17 protein-coding genes are annotated in these 20,057 nt (G+C 40.5%); 14 read left to right on the forward strand and 3 right to left on the reverse strand.

What is annotated here, in order from left to right:
- The first annotated feature begins 3 nt into the window (after window positions 1-3).
- The 14 genes from sctS to ACE2AL_RS00850 all read left to right on the forward strand — a co-directional run bounded on the left by sctS (window position 4) and on the right by ACE2AL_RS00850 (window position 15,597).
- Complete coding sequence (sctS, locus tag ACE2AL_RS00785) at window positions 4-273, forward strand: type III secretion system export apparatus subunit SctS (RefSeq protein WP_206085133.1); 270 nt, start codon at window positions 4-6, stop codon at window positions 271-273.
- Complete coding sequence (sctT, locus tag ACE2AL_RS00790) at window positions 273-1,067, forward strand: type III secretion system export apparatus subunit SctT (protein ID WP_375083833.1); 795 nt, start codon at window positions 273-275, stop codon at window positions 1,065-1,067. The genes sctS and sctT overlap by 1 nt, the downstream gene beginning before the upstream one ends.
- Before the next feature lie 20 nt (window positions 1,068-1,087).
- A complete protein-coding gene (locus tag ACE2AL_RS00795) occupies window positions 1,088-2,176 on the forward strand; it encodes an EscU/YscU/HrcU family type III secretion system export apparatus switch protein (RefSeq protein ID WP_272538886.1) in 1,089 nt (362 codons plus the stop codon).
- A gap of 128 nt (window positions 2,177-2,304) precedes the next feature.
- Entirely contained in the window at window positions 2,305-2,820 is a 516-nt protein-coding gene (gene sicA, locus ACE2AL_RS00800; RefSeq protein WP_272538887.1) for a type III secretion system translocator chaperone SicA, read from the forward strand.
- Between the two features lie 12 nt (window positions 2,821-2,832).
- The gene (gene sctE / locus ACE2AL_RS00805; RefSeq protein ID WP_375083834.1) at window positions 2,833-4,980 is read left to right on the forward strand and encodes a type III secretion system translocon subunit SctE; all 2,148 of its coding nucleotides are present in this window, start codon (window positions 2,833-2,835) and stop codon (window positions 4,978-4,980) included.
- Window positions 4,981-4,996: 16 nt separating this feature from the next.
- The gene (locus ACE2AL_RS00810) at window positions 4,997-6,319 is read left to right on the forward strand and encodes a type III secretion target, IpaC/SipC family protein (RefSeq protein ID WP_272538889.1); all 1,323 of its coding nucleotides are present in this window, start codon (window positions 4,997-4,999) and stop codon (window positions 6,317-6,319) included.
- A 2-nt stretch (window positions 6,320-6,321) separates the two neighbouring features.
- Window positions 6,322-7,323, forward strand: a complete 1,002-nt coding sequence (locus ACE2AL_RS00815; protein ID WP_272538890.1) for an IpaD/SipD/SspD family type III secretion system needle tip protein — start codon at window positions 6,322-6,324, stop codon at window positions 7,321-7,323.
- 72 nt (window positions 7,324-7,395) lie between these two features.
- The gene (locus ACE2AL_RS00820) at window positions 7,396-9,054 is read left to right on the forward strand and encodes a hypothetical protein (RefSeq protein ID WP_375083835.1); all 1,659 of its coding nucleotides are present in this window, start codon (window positions 7,396-7,398) and stop codon (window positions 9,052-9,054) included.
- Between the two features lie 8 nt (window positions 9,055-9,062).
- The gene (locus ACE2AL_RS00825; RefSeq protein WP_272538892.1) at window positions 9,063-9,317 is read left to right on the forward strand and encodes an acyl carrier protein; all 255 of its coding nucleotides are present in this window, start codon (window positions 9,063-9,065) and stop codon (window positions 9,315-9,317) included.
- A 327-nt stretch (window positions 9,318-9,644) separates the two neighbouring features.
- Entirely contained in the window at window positions 9,645-10,433 is a 789-nt protein-coding gene (locus tag ACE2AL_RS00830) for an inositol monophosphatase (RefSeq protein WP_272538893.1), read from the forward strand.
- A 50-nt stretch (window positions 10,434-10,483) separates the two neighbouring features.
- Window positions 10,484-11,881, forward strand: a complete 1,398-nt coding sequence (gene uhpT / locus ACE2AL_RS00835; protein ID WP_375083836.1) for a hexose-6-phosphate:phosphate antiporter — start codon at window positions 10,484-10,486, stop codon at window positions 11,879-11,881.
- A gap of 250 nt (window positions 11,882-12,131) precedes the next feature.
- Window positions 12,132-13,517 (forward strand): MFS transporter, encoded by a 1,386-nt coding sequence (locus ACE2AL_RS00840; RefSeq protein ID WP_272538894.1) that lies wholly within the window; start codon window positions 12,132-12,134, stop codon window positions 13,515-13,517.
- A gap of 70 nt (window positions 13,518-13,587) precedes the next feature.
- Entirely contained in the window at window positions 13,588-14,589 is a 1,002-nt protein-coding gene (locus ACE2AL_RS00845; RefSeq protein WP_272573824.1) for a LacI family DNA-binding transcriptional regulator, read from the forward strand.
- A 24-nt stretch (window positions 14,590-14,613) separates the two neighbouring features.
- Window positions 14,614-15,597 (forward strand): nucleoside hydrolase, encoded by a 984-nt coding sequence (locus tag ACE2AL_RS00850; protein WP_375083837.1) that lies wholly within the window; start codon window positions 14,614-14,616, stop codon window positions 15,595-15,597.
- Window positions 15,598-15,788: 191 nt separating this feature from the next.
- Here the strand turns inward: ACE2AL_RS00850 and ACE2AL_RS00855 are convergent, their stop codons facing one another.
- The 3 genes from ACE2AL_RS00855 to ACE2AL_RS00865 form a co-directional block, all read right to left on the reverse strand.
- The gene (locus ACE2AL_RS00855; RefSeq protein ID WP_375083838.1) at window positions 15,789-17,177 is read right to left on the reverse strand and encodes an amidohydrolase family protein; all 1,389 of its coding nucleotides are present in this window, start codon (window positions 17,175-17,177) and stop codon (window positions 15,789-15,791) included.
- Between the two features lie 125 nt (window positions 17,178-17,302).
- The gene (locus tag ACE2AL_RS00860) at window positions 17,303-18,253 is read right to left on the reverse strand and encodes a carbamate kinase family protein (protein ID WP_206085118.1); all 951 of its coding nucleotides are present in this window, start codon (window positions 18,251-18,253) and stop codon (window positions 17,303-17,305) included.
- A gap of 74 nt (window positions 18,254-18,327) precedes the next feature.
- Window positions 18,328-19,890 (reverse strand): xanthine permease, encoded by a 1,563-nt coding sequence (locus tag ACE2AL_RS00865; RefSeq protein ID WP_206085117.1) that lies wholly within the window; start codon window positions 19,888-19,890, stop codon window positions 18,328-18,330.
- Window positions 19,891-20,057 lie beyond the last annotated feature (167 nt).

Below are 20,057 nucleotides of genomic sequence, written 5' to 3' on the forward strand. Positions count from 1 at the left end.
GATATGGACGAAATCGTGTATGTTAGTAATAAGGCGATGTTATTAATTGTTATCTTATCTGCGATCCCAGTTATTGTTGCGACAGTAGTAGGGTTATTAGTGGGATTAATACAAACGGTAACTCAGCTTCAAGAACAAACTCTCCCTTTTGGTATTAAATTATTGGCGGTATTTGGTTCACTATTTATGATTTCAGGGTGGTTAGCCGATAAAGTGATGAATTATGCCACGGAGGCGATCCGTATGGCGATCCCTGCGGTAGGGCTACTGTAATGAGCCAAGAGTTAGTTTCGCTAGCATCCTATTTATTTTTTTTGTTCCAGCAAGGACTAATTAAGTTAGCATTAGCTTGGTTAAGAATTGCACCTGTTATGTTTTTTTTGCCTTTTTTTAGCAATAAACTGCTAAATGGCGGGATTATTAAAAATTGTGTCGTGATTTATATTGCCTTGGGGTTGTGGCCTTTTTTTATGGGAGTAGATCTTCAAGGGGAGCAAGCAGGGTTAGCTGAAGTTTTTTTATTTGAAATCGTTGTTGGTTTAACATTGGCTTTTATTTTAGGCCTACCTTTCATGATTGCTAATGTGATCGGTGAATTGATTGACACGCAGCGAGGTGAAACGATCAGTAGTATTATTGACCCAGCAAGTGGGACTGAAGCTTCAGAGCTGGCTGTATTCTTGAGCTATATTGTGTGCATGGTATTTTTATCTCAAGGGGGAATGTACCAACTTTCAACTATATTTGCTCAGAGCTACCATTTACTACCACTGGGACAAGGCTTTTCCTCTTTTAATAGCTTAGCATTAGGGGAATGGTTAAATAGTATGGTTCTTAAAGGTGTGATTTTAGCTGCTCCAATAATTGTAACCTTATTTATTACCGAGGTAGCTCTTGGGTTATATTCCCGTTTTTGCCCACAGTTGAATGCATTTTCATTGTCATTAGCAATAAAGTCGACTATTGCGTTTATTGTATTTTTACTTTATTTCCAAAATGAAGTGCCAGATATATTAATGAATATGATTTCATTAACGCCATTGAATACGATTTTTTTTTCTAATTAACGGTATACAGTTTAATTATTATGGCAGAAAAAACAGAGAAGCCTACTGATAAAAAAATAAAGGATTCAGCAAAGAAAGGACAAAGCTATAAAAGCAAAGATTCAGTTGCCGCGATTGTATTAGTCGTTAGTGCTTTTATCTTTGATGGTATGACAAGTTTATCTGACTTGGGTCTATTAACAAAAAAGATATTACTGTCTCCAAATAATATAAATATTGATACATTACTTTGGGAATTCTTTATTGTTTTTATTGGTATTTTATTACCAGTTTTATTGGCGTGTTTTTTAGCTGGAACGTTGGTCTCATTATTACAGAGTCGTTTTAGGCTAGCGACAGAGGCAATAAAACTGGATTTAACAAAATTAAATCCTATTGCAGGGCTAAAAAAAATATTTTCTTTGAACTCGTTAAAAGAACTTATTAAAGCTATTTTATACTTGCTTGTCTTTGTTGTCTCCGCATTGGTTTTTTTCTATCTTTGGCGACATGACATTTTTATGCTTTATCGGACTACCATTGAAGGCATGATCCAGCAATGGGCAGATTTATCAACGACCTTTATCATTGTATTTTTAGCCGTAGCATTACTAATTATTATCGTTGATATGATTACTGAATTTTTCTTATTTATTAAAAACTTAAAAATGGAAAAACAAGAGGTAAAGAAAGAACACAAAGACAATGAAGGTGACCCTCAGATTAAGAGTGCGCGACGAGGTTTACATCAAGAATTACTTTCTGAAGAAGTTAAATCAAATGTGCGTAATTCTACATTTGTGATGGCTAATCCCACACATATTGCAATGTTAATTTATTACGATTCGGATATTGCACCATTACCCTTTTTGTTTTCTAAAAGTAAAGGAATATATGCGAAGGCCATTATCAAATATGCACAGCAGCAAGGTATTCCTATTGTCCGTGATATCCCATTAGCTCGAAAGGTTTGGCGGTTATATAAAAAAGATAGTTTTATTGACGACTCAGGGCTAGAAGAAATCATGCAAGTCATATCCTGGCTAATTAGAGTTGAATTAGTCAAAATGGGTATTGATGTTGATGATGCATTAGGAAAATTAGCCGAAAATGGCGGCATTAAATTATAAATTTTTCTAAATGAAAAATAACAATATATAGATTAAATCGTTTTTTTAAAGCCACGAAGAAATTGATTAATTATGATGCAAAAAGATAACAGCATCATATATTAAATATTCAAAAATAAGGTAAATATATGAATAATATTCAACATGATGAAAAACAAGATATTGATATGGAAGAATTACTCGGAAATATTACGACAGCACTAATGGATGGTGCAACTTATAAAGATATACACGGTATTCCTCAATGTACAATGGATGGAATTTATTCTTATGCTTATGAGTTTTATCAACAAGGTAAATTAAAAGAAGCAGAAACTTTTTTCCGATTTCTAAGTATTTATGATTTTTATAATACTGACTATGTGATGGGGCTTGCTGCGGTTTATCAGTTGACTAAACGTTATGATAAAGCTACAGAGTTATACGCTTTGGCATTTGTACTGGCTAAAAATGATTATCGGCCGTTGTTCCATGCAGGGCAATGCAATTTGATGATGAAAAAAAGTAGTGCGGCATTGCACTGTTTTGAAAGCGTTGTAGCGAGTAGTGAAAATGCTGATTTACAAAAAAAATCAAAAGCCTATTTAAATTCATTAAAGAAAGACTCGCCAGAAAAAACGGATTCAACAGATTCTAGAATATAACGAGGAAATGATATGGTCGATATTACAAACCTTGGTAATAATGAACGAATAAAAAACATTTATACCTTTTTACAAAACAGTAACCCATTAGGGACTGGAGATGAAAGTGTTAAATCAGTATTAGCATTAGAAATAGCCTGTGAGGAGTTGACATCTACAGAGCAGATGAAAAAGCAGCGCAATGAAAATATTCCTAAATTATTAAAACCAAAAATGATGATGATGAAAATGAGTCCACAAATAGCAGGCTCAAAATCACAAAAAGGCTTTAATGGAACCGCATTACTTATTGAAACATTTTCAACACTGCGTCAATTATTACATGAAGGTAACTTAGGTGAATTAAAAAATAGACTTGAATTAATCAATGCCGAATCAGAGGCTTTACGTAATCAAGGTAGTGAATTACTTAATTCATTTGCAAATTCAGCAAAGGAAGCTGAGAGATACACTATTCAGACCCTAGAGGTTGAAAAAAACTTAAATCTCGCGAAAGAGCAGTTAAACAACATCACAGATAAGCAAAAAAATCTTCAACAAACCATTACGAATAATAAAGATCGTTTGGCTAATATTAAACTTGAATTAGCCGAAAATAAAAAAATATTAGCGCAGATAAACGCTTTAGAAAAGCCGATAACAGAAGAAGCCTATCAAGTTGAAGTTGCCGCTGAAGCAAAGATTGCAGAGTTGAATACACAATTTAATCAATTAACCAATGAACAGGCAACATTGGAAGCCTCATCTGTTTTATTAACTAATCAAAAAAATGAATTTAATTTAAAAATTGATACGTTACAACGTGATTTTGAAGGGTTAGCTGATAAATCTATCGAGTTAACTAAGATTTGTGACGATAACCGTAACAAACTAACTCAATTTATAGAAACTACCCCCCGAAATGTTGAGCTGGATGGTGATAAATGGGAAAACACGTTGGCATTGTTGACCTTGTTGACAGCTCAACTCAAAAAAGCGATTAGCGAAGACTCTGTTCGTAACATGAAAGAACAAGAAGAAGTCATGATGAAAATCAATGAGGCTTCTCGTAGAGACTCGGAAAAAAAAGCGCAAGAAGCGGAGGCGTCCGAACGTAAAGCGGCTGAAGCGAATAAAGCGGCTTCATGCACGAGTAAAATCTTTAGTTATATTTTGTTGGCTGTTTCAGTTATTGCCACGGTTGCAACGCTTGGGGCAGCGACGCCACTTACATTAGCCGTTGCTGCTATAGGGATTGCGATAGCGGTTACAGATATTGTATTAGAAGAAACAGGTCATAGCAGCCTAATGCAAATGTTAGCTGACCAAATTTCTTATGTTGTGACGAACATGCTGATTGAGTTTGGTGTACCAGAGGAGAAGGCTAAACAAATTGGCAGCATTGTTGGCATGATTGTCGCAGCAATTGCTTTTTTGGCACTTTCCCTGCTTTCAATGGGCTCTGCGATAAAAAGTATTCCGAGCATGATAAAAAACATACCGAAAATGATAAAAGGTATTATCAAATCAGTGCCTAAAAGTTTAACCAATGCACTCGGTAACATATCGACTAAAGTGGCAGATAGCGCTGATAGTATGGCAAAGCTTTCTAAACTCGCTAAATTGTCGGATAAATTTGATGAAGTAAAACATACTGCGAAAGCGATTAGCCAAATTGCAGATAAAGCGGATAAATCGTCAGACGTTGTGTCCATTGGTGGCCAAATGGTGAAGGTCGGTGACTCGGTCGCGGACAGTGGTGATAGCGTGGTAAATCTATCCAAATTCGCTAAATTGTCAGACAAATTTGATGATATTACTGATGTGTCTTCAAGTGCTAAGCATGTCGTTGATAGCGTAAATAAACAAAGTGTGGGCATGGCTCGTCTTGAAGTTGCAATGAAAGGCACTGGTGCTGTTATGAGTATTACAAATACGGCAGCAACGGGTGGACTACGTTTAGATGCTGCCGCGAATATACGTGATATGAAAGCAATGTTGGCGGGTATGATGCTGAATGATGCGTCAATTCAAGCATTAACAGAGCTGCTTAATGCTCTTATCAAAGCAATGTCAAAAGAAACAGAGAAGTTAAGTGAAATGTTCAACGGTATTTTGGGCTCTCTTCAGGAGTCGAATAACCAAAAAGTTGAAATGTTGAAAATGGCACGTTTTGGGTAAAAACTGAGAGGAAAAAATGGAAATTAATACTAATAAAGAAAGCATTATAAATATATTAGCCAATAACCATGCTTCGATTATATCGACAGCATTAAATGACTCGAGTTTAGAAGGCATTACACCTAAAAAAGTAGTGACGGTACAAGAAATCGATTTGTTAGCGAAACAAATCAGTACAGAAAAAATTGAACTTAAAGAAGCGATCGCAATAAAAGATATTAATGTGGAGCACATATTAGAGGCATTAACCTTATTAGGTGCTTCAGAAAGAATGGCATTACTGGGGGATGTTCATCAATTTATTACGATTACACCAGAAAAAATGCAGCAATTAGTGGCTAAAGTATTAGCAGAAGAGATAAACATTTCCGAGCAAGCTTTCCAAACAGCCCAATTACCTGATGAAATAGAAATAAAGCAAATAGGGCTTGCTGTACAGGTAATATTAGGAAGTTCATTACTTAAAGATGCTTTCAATAATAGCCAAAGCAATGTAGAACTTAAAGAGAATGAAATTAAGTCGACAGGAGAATTAAAATCAAACCAATTCATTGGGATTATTAGCAGTGATATATTATTAGCGTTAAGCTCAATTGTTCGTAAAGTATTATCTGAACTGAATATCTCCGATCGTCGAATTAGCGCCGATTTCTTATCATTAAATGCCAAAATGGTAGAGGCCGCTGCAGACTCTACCATTAAAGAAGGTGAAAAAGCATTTTATAGTTCATTGGCAGGGTTCTGTACTTCTTTTGCTGTGAGTTTGGGAAGTGGGTTGGTTCAAGCTAAATCACTGCACACACAACTTAAATCGACAAATACTAATTTGGTGAAGGCGAACCAAAATAGCGCTTTAACTGATAACTTGAAGGCATTAAGTCAAAGTGGGGCTTCGACGAAAAATAATACGATTAGCCTTAAAGGTAAAGATGGCAGCTCAATAGATATGGTGGACAGCCCAAGTTCAACTCAGAAAAACTTAGTAAATCAACGAAATGCAGAATCTGCACAAAAGACTAATAAGTTAGGGCTGGCGGAAAGCCAAGAGCATGATCGTATTGTGAATAAATCGAGAACATACAGCAGCATAGCAGAACAAGGCGGGCGCCTATCCGATAATGCAGGACAAATGGTGACATCAGGGACTCAAATTAGCGTTAAAGAAGAAGAAGCAAATAAAATGAAGCAACAGGCGACGGCTGATATCGCACGTACTATTTCAGCAGATAAAGATAAACAAGTAGATAAAGATAAAGACCTTGTGAAGCAAATGAGTGAGTATTTACGTGAAATTAGAGAGGCTAATTTGCGAACATTTCAGAGTGTTGTAAGGGGCTAACCATGGAAGTATTATTTCAACGAAATTATATTGGGTATCCAGAAGTAAAGAATGCAGCTGTTGTTGGAAAACAGGAAACGATAACCCACCAGAATGGAAATGAATTTGCCATAGACTTAGACGCAGATCCTTATGAACAAGGAATGGTGCTAGCGAGACAATTGGGTGGTTTGGAATTGAATGAAGCTTCTTATAGAAAATCAGTCTCATTTAACGATATTGAAAAGGAAATAAGCCATACAAATCTAGTTTCAAATATTTCCTCAGACTCATATAAAGCATTAAAACGTGAAAAACGAAGTGTATCAGACACTGTAATTGATGGTCGACCTCATATTAAGGGGTTAGAAACAATGATTGAGAATATTCATGATAACTATCAAAAACAGTATGGTGAATTAATTAAAGCATCGACTCAGTTTATGCAAGATATTAATACGGCGATTGGTAAGCTAAGTAATCATATGAAAGCGGGGAGCGATGGTAAAATTGAATTCTATGCGAAAAGTTTTATCTTAGATTTAAATAGTGCCGCTGCAAAGTATTCTGGGAGACCTTTTACAGGAAATCCAAATGATACTAATCACTTGAATGGCCATTTTAATAACTTTAGTCTTAATGAGAGCCAAGCGACACCCCTTCTAGAGTTACCATTAGAAAATGGCGTTTTCGAATTTTGGGAAAAAAAATTATCGGGTCAAGGTTTTATAGTTAAAAAAACAGGAACACATGTAAAAATATATCCAGATCTTAAACCTATTGTAGAAATATTTAATACTGTGCGTGGTCTTAATGGGTGGACAGATGGAGCACAAGTTCAGTCTCAGCAATTTCAAAGTATGCAAACAGCAATAGACAGCCAAAAAAATGCTGTTAATAATAGTGTTTCCCGGTTATTAGAAACATTTCGGCAAGATAATAGCCATTTTGAGACATTAACTCAGTTACTCATTCAACTAGTTAGAGACTTGAATCAAAATAATAGTGCTTTAGTTAATTTTTAATTTTTAATTTTTAATTTATAAGTACGACAATTTTTATTATTAAATCATAATTTATTGTGAGGGTATTGTATAATGTCAATTTCTCCTATATTAAAAAATGCAGTAACTCCTAGCATGGACATGAATAGGAATTTAGTCAATAACAGTAATTCAATAGCACATAATATTTCCTCTGTTCTACCTGCTAGTTCAACAAATGCATTACCATTGAACGGAGAAGGTAATATAAAAACCGAAACACCCAATATGAATAAAGAGGATTTGCATAATCTCAATGTTCACAAGCAGGCCTCTATTATTTCTGAGCTATTAAATAAAAGTGGTTATAATATCACGGCGGAAATAGTGATGAATGCATTAAACTTTGGTGGGATGGGAAATATAACTCAACAAGCTATGCATTACCGCCCTGAAAGTAGTTTGATTATTTTAACGTTACTGGAACCTCATGAAATGGCGGATGGGTTATTAGAGTCCGCCGCAAACATGGTTCAGAGTTTGAATCAAACAACGAATGATAATTTTAAAGCAACCCTTCAAAAATCATTGGAACAGTTCGATAAAAAAATCCAGAAATCTTTGTCTGGTATTAAAGGCAATCATTTTCTTGCTATGGGAGAAAGGTTTAAAGAGGTTTATGTTAGGCCAGAATTTAAAAATGTTTTAAAACCGCACTTATCAGTGGAAATGGTAGAACAGCTTTCAATGGATAATTGTTTACTCTCTGAGCAGAATAAACATAAGCAAGCAGAAATCTCGGTTTTAAATAGCGCTTATCAGAACGCAGGAAATGGCCCATCTGTTGATAAAGCTCATTATATGCACAATATGTTCAGTGTATTAGAAGAAAGCTTAGAAATTGTTAAGACACTAAAAGTGCAAGTTAATTGGGAAGAGCGAGCCGTAATACCGAAAGTAGAAAGCCAGCCGTTACCGTCACCACTAGGGGACGAAGTTGATGGCGCAAGGGGGTTGCCTCAATCCTCGGATTTGACAAGCAGTCATATATCAGGTAGTTACAACACAACAAATAACTATTACTTTAGTTCTCCACTCAGTGAAAATATCACGAAGATCAGTCATGAAGCTCCCGAAGTGGATCACTCGTCACTCGAAGAGTCTAAACAGACCAAACAGAGCGAAGCTCCCGTATTAGCACCTGTCAAAAATCAATTTATAGCGAAACTGTCGCACACGATATTAAGCCAACCCGCGAAAGAGCCAGAAGTTGATTACGAATTTCCAAAGGTGGATAACTCTATTTACCAGAGCAAGGACTTTGTTGCGAGTACGCTACACGGAAATCAACCACCTGCGAAAGAACCAGAAGTTGATTACGAATTTCCAAAGGTGGATAACTCTATTTACCAGAGCAAGGGCTTTGTTGCCAGTACGCTGCGTGGCAACCAAGATACACAGGCAAAGGTAAAGCCAGAACGTCAATCAGCCAAACAAGAGGCCATACAGCAGTTTTTACCTAAAAATGGTCATCTTTTAGGGAGCTACTTAAGAAACGGCGAAGTGCCCACCAAAGTCACATTATCAACGGAGGGCGCATTAACACGTAGTCAATCGGATAAAGAAATTTATCGTGGTACACGTGAAGCAACAAAAGTGGTCGTAGATACAGCGTCTTATCTGCCGAATAGTGAGACTCCGGTGACATTAACGGAACGAGGCGCATTGACGCGCGATCAAAGCAAAAAAGATGCTTACACCACAGGCCAGTGAGGGGTTAAATGGATATTAAACCAAATAACATTCATTGGTTATGGCTGGTGGAGCAAATCCAGCAAATACGGACTTATTCAGGGATCACGAATAGCTACACTATGGACTCTGCACTGATCGTAGACGTACATATTGATTCGCTGGAAATGTTAGAGTTAATCACTGCTATTGAGCAATATACTGGGCAGGGAATTAATGATGAAGTCTGGATGAAGTGGCGTTATTTACGCGATATCGTCGATTACCTTTCAAATGTGAAATAACACCAAAAGCCACTGGGTATTTAAAAAGTGGCTTTTGGGCTTTTCATTTCTCTTTTAATTCGCTTAAGTCTTTTAGCTAGAGTAATCATAAAAAGATGATATTTTGAATTATTTATTTCTAATTTTTATCAATAGAAATTTAATAATTGATTCCTTAAATATAAAATTTGAGATTAGTCATCGTTATATCAATAAGCTAACATCGAAATTAACTATTTTTTATAAAATAAAATTAACATTAATTTTTCATGCCTTGAAATCGATCACAAAATAAATAGTTCAATAAATGTAATGTTCGAAATAATAATTTCAATTTAAGGGGTTGAAATGGACGCTATTTCGAGCAGGTATCAGTTCATTCAAAAAGTTGCTATAGACGCGGGGAAGTTGGCAGTTGTTTATTACCATCAACGTGGGCAATTAAATATTGAAAAGAAACAAGGTGATGGGCAAGATCTTGTTACAGTTGCGGATAAAAACACAGAAAATTTTATTCGCGAAAAAATTAACCATCATTTCCCTGATGACGCCATTTTTGGTGAAGAAGGCGGTTTTTCTCAAGGAAAGTCAGGCTATACCTGGGTGGTTGACCCAATTGATGGTACCAGCGCTTTTATTTTTGGCCTTGCGTCTTGGTGTGTTTCCATCGCATTGCTTGATGAGCACAAAAATACAGTGATTGCGGCAGTTTATGATGCCGTTCATGATGACCTATTTCATGCAATGCGAAACTATGGCTGTTATTGCAATCAAACACGTGTGCACGCGACCCCTGCCCATTCTCTAAATGAAGGTTTATTAGGTGTGGGCATTTCAACCAGAATGCCACCTGAAACTATTATTCCATTTCTAGATAAGTTACTCCATGCGAACGGCATGTTTGTACGCAATGGCTCGGCGGCATTGATGTTAGCTTACGTTGCGGCAGGTCGGCTGATTGGCTACTTCGAACCACACCTCAACTCTTGGGACTGCCTCGCTGGGTTGTTATTAATCCAAGAAGCAGGCGGCACGACCAATGATTATTCTTCGAATCCCGATTTTCTGATGAAAGGCGGTTATGTTTTAGCGTCGAGTCCTGATGTTTATCAGCAACTTGATGCGTTCCTTAAGTAGTTAAAAAATAAAATAATTAAAATAATTAAGAACGATAAAAGGGCAATAAAATGAGTTCTAAACTTTCCTTTTTTGATATTAAAAGACTCCCGATTGGCAAGGTCCCTCTCTCTGTACAACGTGATTTATGGCTACGCAAATTTATGGAACCCTTCTTGGTGATGTGCCTCGCCTACACAGGGATCTACTTTTTACGTTATAACTTCAAAGCAGCAACACCATTTATTATTGAACAAACGGATTTTACGTTAAGTGATTTAGGCACCGTAGGGTTCGGTTTCTCGATCACCTATAGCTTAGGGCGGGTATTACTTTCCTATTATATTGACGGGAAGAATACCAAGAAGATACTCAGTTTCTTGTTATTGCTGTCCTGCGCCTCTTCATTTGCCATAGGGATGTTCTTGCTATCTTCAGGGCATTCGCTGGGGATATTTATTTTCCTCTGGGCGCTGACTGGGTTATTCCAAGCACCCGGTGGGCCTTGCTCGAATTCAACCATTAACCGCTGGACGCCAAGAAAGAATCGAGGTCGTTATATTTCATGGTGGAATGCTTCTCATAATATTGGTGCAATCCTAGCTGGTCCTATTGCTTTGTTTGGAATGGAATACGCCTTTAACGGTAATGTGGCAGGGATGTTTATTTTCCCTATTTTATTTGCCGCTGTTATCGCAACTTTTGGCCTGTTTTTCGGGAAAGATGACCCGTCGGAGTTAGGGTGGAATACGCCAGAAGAGATTTTTGATGAGCCTGTGTCTAAAGCAGATACCGCGGCAGAAAGCATGACTAAGCGTGATATTTTTGTTAAGTATGTGCTGAAAAACCCAGCTGTTTGGTTTTTGTGCTTTGCGAACTTGTGTGTGTACACCATTCGGATTGGCGTGGACAACTGGAGTGTGGCGTATGTTAAAATGGCGCTCAACTGGGATGATATTTCTGCGATTGGTACAATCACGGCGCTCGAACTTGGTGGCTTTTTAGGCTCACTAACATGGGGTTATATCTCTGATAAAATGGGGGGAAGACGTGCGTTGCTCGGCATGTTGTGTATGATTTCAGTGATTTTCCCATTGATAGCCTATCAGAACATGACCAGTGTCTGGGGAATCTATATTGCGCTGTTTTTTGAAGGATTCTTTATTTTTGGCCCCGTGATTTTAATTGGTATCTCCATTATCGGTTTTGCCCCGAAATGTGCGACAGCGGTGGTTAACTCCATTCCTGGCTTCTTTGGTTACCTGTTTGGCGACGGGATGGCAAAAGTTCTTGTTTCCCGTATTGCAGACCCAAAAGGAGATGGCATTTCACTGGGCGGTCTCACATTGCATGGTTGGTCAGATACTTTCTATTTATTATTTGCTGCAACAGCGGTAGGTATTGTGATGTTAGGCGTTGTGGCCATTTATGAAGAACGGAAAATTCGTTTAGATAGAGCGGTAGAATAACGATTTTTAGAGACTCAACCTCTTGTGCCTTAGCGGGCTCGAGAGGTTTCTGTTTTTACCTTCAGTCATTTCCCCCTGTATTTTCAGTCATATAAATTTCATATTTCTATCATCAAGTGATAACGCTCACAAAATAGGATCACCTTGTTTGCTTAATTCTACGCGCGTAGACTATGCTTTAAGTAAATAAAATCACAAACTATATTGTCTTGATTAATCGGCTTTGCGCCAATACCAAGGGTTTATGACTATGGTCACACAATCAAATGTTGAGACTAATCAACAAGCTGCACAAGAGCGGTTAAATACTCCAGAAGGGAAGAAAGATTTCCGCCGAGCGATTTTCTCATGCTGGTTAGGAACAACCATGGAGTACGCAGATTTTGCTCTTTATGGTTTAGCGGCAGGTATCATTTTTGGTGATGTTTTCTTCCCTGATGCGACGCCGATTATGGCATTGCTCTCAAGTTTTGCAGCCTATTCAGTTGGGTTTATCGCCCGCCCAATAGGTGCATTATTTTTTGGTTGGTTAGGTGATAAGCATGGCCGAAAAATGGTCATGGTGATCACGATTGCATTAATGGGGTTATCGACCACATTAATAGGTGCGATACCTAGCCACGCACAAATTGGTGTTTGGGCGCCAGTCTGTTTGGTTATTTTGCGATTTGCTCAAGGGTTAGGTGCAGGGGCTGAGTTATCTGGTGGTACGGTGATGTTGGGTGAGTATGCACCAGTAAAACGCCGAGGTTTGGTTTCCTCGATTATTGCGCTCGGCTCAAACAGTGGAACATTACTTGCCTCCATGATTTGGCTGATAGTGTTACAAATGGACAAGGAAAGCCTGATGTCTTGGGGCTGGCGTATTCCGTTCCTCGGTAGCATTTTAATTGCGTTAGCCGCATTAATTATCCGCCAACATATGCGTGAAACCCCCGTATTTGAACGCCAAAAAGAATTGCTCGCAGAAGAGCGCCGTAAAGCATTGGAATCAGACACCATCATCCATGCTGTTGATAACCGCTCATTTTGGCAGAAAACTCGTGCATTTTGGACGATGGTTGGCTTGCGAATTGGCGAGAATGGCCCGTCTTATCTTGCTCAAGGTTTTATTATTGGCTACGTCACAAAAATATTGCTGGTGGATAAATCCGTTCCCACCACGGCGGTATTAATCGCATCAATTTTGGGGTTTGCCATTATTCCATTCGCGGGTTGGTTATCTGACCGCTTTGGTCGTCGTATTGTTTACCGTTGGTTCTGCTTCTTGTTGATGCTGTATGCCGTGCCTGCTTTTATGTTGCTCGATTCCCGTGAACCAATGATTGTTATCCCAACGATTGTGGTTGGGATGGGGTTAGCATCACTGGGGATTTTCGGGGTACAAGCAGCTTGGGGTGTGGAGTTATTTGGCGTACGTAATCGCTATACTAAAATGGCTTTCGCTAAAGAACTCGGTTCTATTTTATCTGGTGGTACTGCGCCTCTGGTCGCTGCGGCATTATTGTCTTGGACAGGGCATTGGTGGCCAATTGCGATTTATTTCATAGGAATGGCGTGTATTGGCCTCGTGACAACATTCTTTGCACCAGAAACACGAGGTCGTGACCTTAACTTGCCTGAAGATGCCATATAAGTGGTATATAAAAGACCAGACGACTGCTATTCTTTGGAGAAAGTAAGGGTAACAGAATAAGGAATGCAGAGTGTCTGATGCAAATAGCCGTAAAGTGACGCGGGTAGATGTTGCCCGCGAAGCGGGAACATCGGTTGCGGTGGTCAGTTATGTGATAAATAACGGTCCCCGTCCCGTTGCGGAAGCAACAAAACAAAAAGTGTTAGCAGCAATCAAGAAAACGGGGTATCGCCCCAATGGGATTGCAAAAGCACTTGCATCAGGCAGTACGCAGACTTATGGACTAGTGATCCCCGATATCTCAAACCCTTTTCTGGCTTCGATAGCCCATGCACTACAAAGGGAAGCTTTTAAACATGGCCACGTTTTATTACTTGGGGATGCAGGTGATTCGCGAGCTCGCGAAAAAGAGCTAATTAATAATTTGTTGTTACGGCAAGTTGAAGGGCTGATTTACACCAGTGTTGATAGGCATCCTTATATTGACCTGATTCAGTCGTCAGGCACACCATGTGTGATGCTTGATAGGGTGGAAGCTTCAGAAGGTGTGAGTACGATCCAAGTGAATGAGAAACTTGCCGCTTATAAAATCACCCGCCATTTGATAGAGCATGGATATCAAAATATTGGCATTATTTGCGGTCCAAATGAGATGCTTAATACGCAAGACCGCTTTAGTGGTTGGCAAGAGGCATTGGCAACAGCAAACCTTCAAGTACAGCAAAAATGGATTTTAGCGGGGAAATATACGCGCGATTGGGGCTATCAGGCAATTTATCAAATGCAGCAGGTTGGGTTGCCAGAAGCCATTTTTGCAACAAATGAATTACAGGCTTTCGGTTGCTTAAAGGCGTTAGCGGAGCTAAAAGTGCGTGTTCCAGAGGATATTGCACTGGTTTGTTTTAACGGTACTGTTCAATCTGAATATACGGTTCCTACGCTGACAACAGTCCGCCAACCCGTTGATAAAATTGCCGAAAAAGCGATACAAATCTTACAAAACTGGCCATATAAAGAAGCCGTATGTGAGGTCGAGTTTGAATTACAGATTGGGCACTCTTGTGGGTGCTAACGATTTAATATTTCAGGGAAAATTATGCGTGTAATTATTGATTGTGATCCAGGAAACGGGGTTGCTGGCGCGAATGTTGATGATGGGCTCGCACTCGCACTTGCGATTGCGGCACCTGAAATCCAGTTAGAGATGATCACCACGGTTTCTGGCAATACGCCTAGCAATGTGGGGTATAATGTTGCCAGCCATTTGGTGCGCTCATTAAACGAAAATATCCTCGTTTATCGAGGCGCATCATCTGCTTTAATCGAAGCTAGCGCGCCATGGCGGGAGCAGTTAGACAATGGTGCACAAAGAGCCAAGCTTACTCATCTATGGGACAACCTTCCTTCTGTGCCAGTGTTACCTGAATCGATTCCTGAAGCAGCTTTGCGCATTGGCAAATTGGTTTGTGAAAATCCGAACCAAATCACAGTTATCGCTATTGGTCCTCTCACTAATATTGCGATGGCGATGCAATTATTCCCTGAGCTCGCGGCTAATGTTGCTGAAATTGTTATTATGGGGGCCGTATTTAATGTGCCAGGTTATGTGAAAGACACCAACTTTGGCCTAGACCCAGAAGCGGCTCATGCCGTATTAAACAGCGGCGCGAATATCACGTTAGTTCCTATGGATGTAACGGTACAAACTCAGATGGTGCATAGTGACCTTGATAGGTTTGCTGAGCTCACTTCACCGTTGAGTCAGTTTTTGGTGAGCACAATGCGCCCATGGATCGATTATTCACGAACAACGCGGCAGCTTGCAGGGTGTTGGATCCACGATGTATTAACCATCGCATGGTTATTGGATAAAAGCGTAGTAACTTATGAGTTGCAGCAAGTGGATATTGAGTTACAAGGGGCATTAAGAGGGAAAAGCTACCGTCTTGAGCCGTTGCGACTACGCGTGGGGATCCCAGCGTTAAAAACAAAACCCATCAAGGTGTTGCAATCAGTTGATAACCAAAAGTTATTAGCGTTAATCTTTCAAACCATTAAAAATTATTCAACAAAAAAATAGCGCCGATCGGCGCTATCAGACTGCGGACAAACCGATATTAGGTTTGACTGCAGGTTGAATTGGTTTTGAAAATAGACGAGGAAAATCAATTCATTGATTTTCGGCTGATAACACAAAGCAGGAAAAACCACGCTTTTATCCTGCTTTGTCAACAACCTCATAGCGCCGATCGGCGCTACTTTGCATGAGTGTTATGCAACCGATTTTTGCATAACACCATGGGCAAGGTTACCTTTATGGAAGCTTGCATGTCTTGGTGAAATACGTGCAACGGCTTCTGCGGAGCAAGACGCATCAACCAACACAAAACTTGCATCATCCCCTTTTGCAGGCCATACCTGCGTTCCTTTTTCATCTAGCGGCAGAATATTGCCAGTCGCGATTGCCAGTGAACGTGATAACGAAAGTTCGTCAGGGCGGGTATAAAGCTGTGCGTATAAATTGGCTTTTTCCAGCATATCCCCAAGGCCAAATGGCGACCAATGGTCAACCACGCTATCTGTTCCAGTCATCACAAATACACCATTTTTATTGAGTGTTTTCAGTGGCATATGCAGTGTACCAATCGGTACGGTTGAGGCAATGGTGATTTGTTGTTCTGCTAGCTGCTTTGCCGTTTTTTCAGCTTGTTCAGGGCTTAATGTTGCCAGTGCAAAGGCATGGCTGATGGTGACTTTTCCACGTAAGCTGCGGTTTTCATCCACAGTTTTAATCATATACTCGATAGCAGCAAAACCTGCTGGGCTGGTTTCATGTAGATGAATATCCACGCCTTTATTGTAATCCAAGGCGATTTGGAACATGGCATCAAGGGATTTTTCCATCGCGCCATCGACATTGGTTGGGTCTAAGCCACCGACGTAATGAGCGCCTGCTTGCATGGCTTCACGCATTAATGGCACTGATTTAGAGAGTAATAACCCATGTTGCGGGAACGCGACAATTTCGCAGGTCAAATCTTGTTGATGTTCGCCCAGTACTTTTTGTAGCGCTTCTAAATTTTTCAATCCAGAAACAGGTTCGATATTGCAGTGGCTGCGTGCAATGGTGGATCCTTGGGATTGGATCAAGTTGATCAGCGCGTGCGCTCTTTCTTCGGTGAAAGGTTGCAACTCGGGCAACATTTTTTGCTCAAGTGCGATCATATCCATAATTGTTTTACCTTCACGAGATGCAGGGGCTTGCCATGGGCCACCGTAGAAGGTTTTATCGAGGTGAATATGCATATCGCGAAACGCAGGCAACATTAGTTTGCCTTGTGCGCTATAGGTATTTAAGGTGCTATTGGTATGTTGTTTATTCGGTAAAACCGCAACAATTTTGCCCTGATCGATTTCAATGGTTTGTAAGGCTGTTTTCGTGCCGATTACTGTTGAATCACGGAAGTTAAACCCTGTTTCCAGTAACACATCATCGAGATAGTAGTGCTTGTCGGTGATACTTGAAATAGCGGATTGCCCAGCGGGTTCGTTTTGTGCATTGGCGATACTCGACATCGCGCCAAATAAGGTGCAAGCGGCAGCCACTTTTGCACCTGTGGATAGGAACTCTCTTCTGCCGGATGGTCTTTCTGCTGTCATAGAAACTCCTTTTTGGGATGGCACTTAACCGCCCAGATCATGTTCAAACGATCTGGGAGATTTTTAAACTGCGAGACGGATAAGACATTCGCGGATCTTGATAAGAAGATCTGCGAATCTAACATTTACCCTTTAACGATGTGGGTACCTGTTTCGCCGCGTAAGGCCTCAGGTAATTTTTCAGGGGTAGTGATAATTACACGCTTGCCGCCGTTGGCAATAAACGACAGGCTTGCTTCAATTTTTGGCAACATACTACCTGCAGGGAAATGGCCTTCTTCCATATAGCGTTGCATATCGCTGGTGGACGTTTCTCCGAGGGTTTTTTGCTCTGGTTTACCGAAGTGTATGCATACCTTTTCGACACCTGTGGTGATAATCAAAATATCGGCATTCAGTTCTTTGGCGAGCAATGTGGTTGATAAGTCTTTATCAATTACCGCATCAACGCTTTTGTATCCACCATTTCCATTATCAATAACAGGAATACCCCCTCCGCCAGCAGCAACGACCACATAATCGTGCTCTGTTAAGGTGCGTATGGCTTTTGATTCAATCACTCGCTTTGGTTCTGGAGAGGCAACAACACGGCGGTAACCGCGGCCAGAGTCTTCCACAAAATGCCACGTTGGGTTGGTTTGTTGCAGTTCGTTGGCTTGCTCTTGCGTGAAGAATGCACCGATTGGCTTTGTTGGTGCACTAAAGTTCGGGTCGTTTTTATCCACTTCCACTTGCGTGACAACCGTTATCGCTTGACGATTATGGCGCTTTGCAAGGACGTTAGTGAGCGCTTGCTGAACTAAATAGCCGATCCCACCTTGTGTGTCTGCAACGCAGTTAGCGAGCGGTGTTAATGGTAAGCCTTCGGTTTCGTGGGCGATTTCAGCACGACGTAAATCCAGCCCAACTTGAGGTCCATTTCCATGAGTCAAAACAATGTTGTAGTCACCTTCAAGCATGTCACTAATATGGTGTGCGACTTCTTGGACGGCTTTTTCTTGAGCTTCGATAGACTGGCTGTTGTTATCTTTGATAATACTGTTGCCCCCGATGGCAACAACCACGAGTTCTTTCATTGTTAATATTTCCTGATACAGAGAGTTCGGATAGTAGGTGTACAGCGCACACCTACTAGGCAAGGTTGGCTGCATTACACTGACTTGCTGAGCTTCTCAGACTTTTCAGCTTGTTGTTCTTCAACCGATTTACGGCTATCTAAAAAATGCTTGAGTACAAATAAAGCCGCCATCATGAGGTAAGCGTAAACAAACATCAAGGTTGAACCCGTTGCAATTCCTACCGCTGGGGAGTGAATAATTCCAAAGAATACTAATATTGCACCTGCAGCTGCGGCAATCGCACCACGTAATGGTTGATTGAGGATGGCGAAGATAGCAATACAACCCCACAACATACTCGCTAATGGTGCGCCGTTACCTAAATGAACAAGTCCTTGATAATAAACGCCTTTATGTAATAGAACTTCAGTACCAATCGCACTTGCAGAGGTGCCTGCAGCTCCCATCACACTGTTCACCATGGTAAGCGCCCAGTTGGCAATCCATGGGAACAAACAGATAAAGATGACAGGGACTTCCACTTTTGGCGTTTCTCGCACCACCTGGTTAGCAGTAACAACCCCAATAAACACCAGAATTGGCACGATAGCGGTCATTGGGATGATAGCTAACATAAATGCACCAATACCGAATAATGGCACGATAAACATGGTGATACCGGATGCTAAGGTATAGCCCACGCTTGCGCCCATTGCTTTCCAACCTGCGTGGCCCACGTAAACAGTGACAGGGAATGGGTTACCCATAAAGCAACCAACTGTGGAAGATAAACCGTTCGCTAACATGACTTTACGTGTGTTGTATTCATCACCTGCGGCGTGCGCACTTTCAATGTTTTCAAGGTCAAAGATATAGTTTGCTAAGCCCAATGGTACCGCAGATGCTAAGTATGGCAGCGCGTGTGGTAAGCCTTGGAAGAAGCTATCAATGTGGATACCAGGAGGGTTAAAACCAAATGACGCCATAGAATCTTTAATTGCTTCGGCACTTTGTAAGCCAGAAACCCATGCCAATACGGTACCTGCGATCAACAGCAGCAAACCTGTTGGAACGCGAGCAAAGATAGGCTTTTTACCGAACCAGTTAATGAAGATTAACAGTAAAACCACAAAAGAAACGGTCGGTGCTTCAAATGCTTGCAGCATTGGGTTCATCGCCAGAAGCAGTAAACCTAAGCCAGACAAACAAGATAACAGCACGGTACGTGGGATCATCTTACGGATGGTTTCACCTAAGAATGAACCACCGACTAAAATCATCGATTCTACAAAACACCAAACCAAGGCGATTTGAATGGCAAACTCGGCATTCTGCGTGGTTTGGTACACGGGCATAATAACTAAGAACGTCACGGTGAAGATGGACGGCGCACTTGGGCCAGAAGGCAGTGCGGTCACATCATTACGACCCGTTTGTTTGATCATTTGCTGACCAAAGTAGGCATAACTGATGCTGGCGAGTAAAACGGCGAAGCCAAAAGCGGGAGCGATGCGGCCGTAAACAATTTCGGATGGGATCCCAACGACGAAAATTAATAAGCCCATCATGGTGAGGAGGTTGGTTAAGTTATTGGTCATTAGGCCAAAATAGGCGGCTAAATCCCCACGTTTCCATTTGATGTTAAGTATACTCATTTTAAGTATTCCCCTGTATACCCGTCATTACCCTTCATACTTTAAGCTGCAACTGCGTTGGCTGCTCTCGGCTACTCAGGTCACATACTGATGTATGCTCCCTGAGATATCCTTGCTTGCTGCCTTGTTGCAACTTAAATTATTTTGGGTAATAACTTACTTATTTT

The sequence above is a fragment of the Providencia xihuensis genome (assembly GCF_041953405.1).
GTDB lineage: Bacteria > Pseudomonadota > Gammaproteobacteria > Enterobacterales > Enterobacteriaceae > Providencia > Providencia vermicola.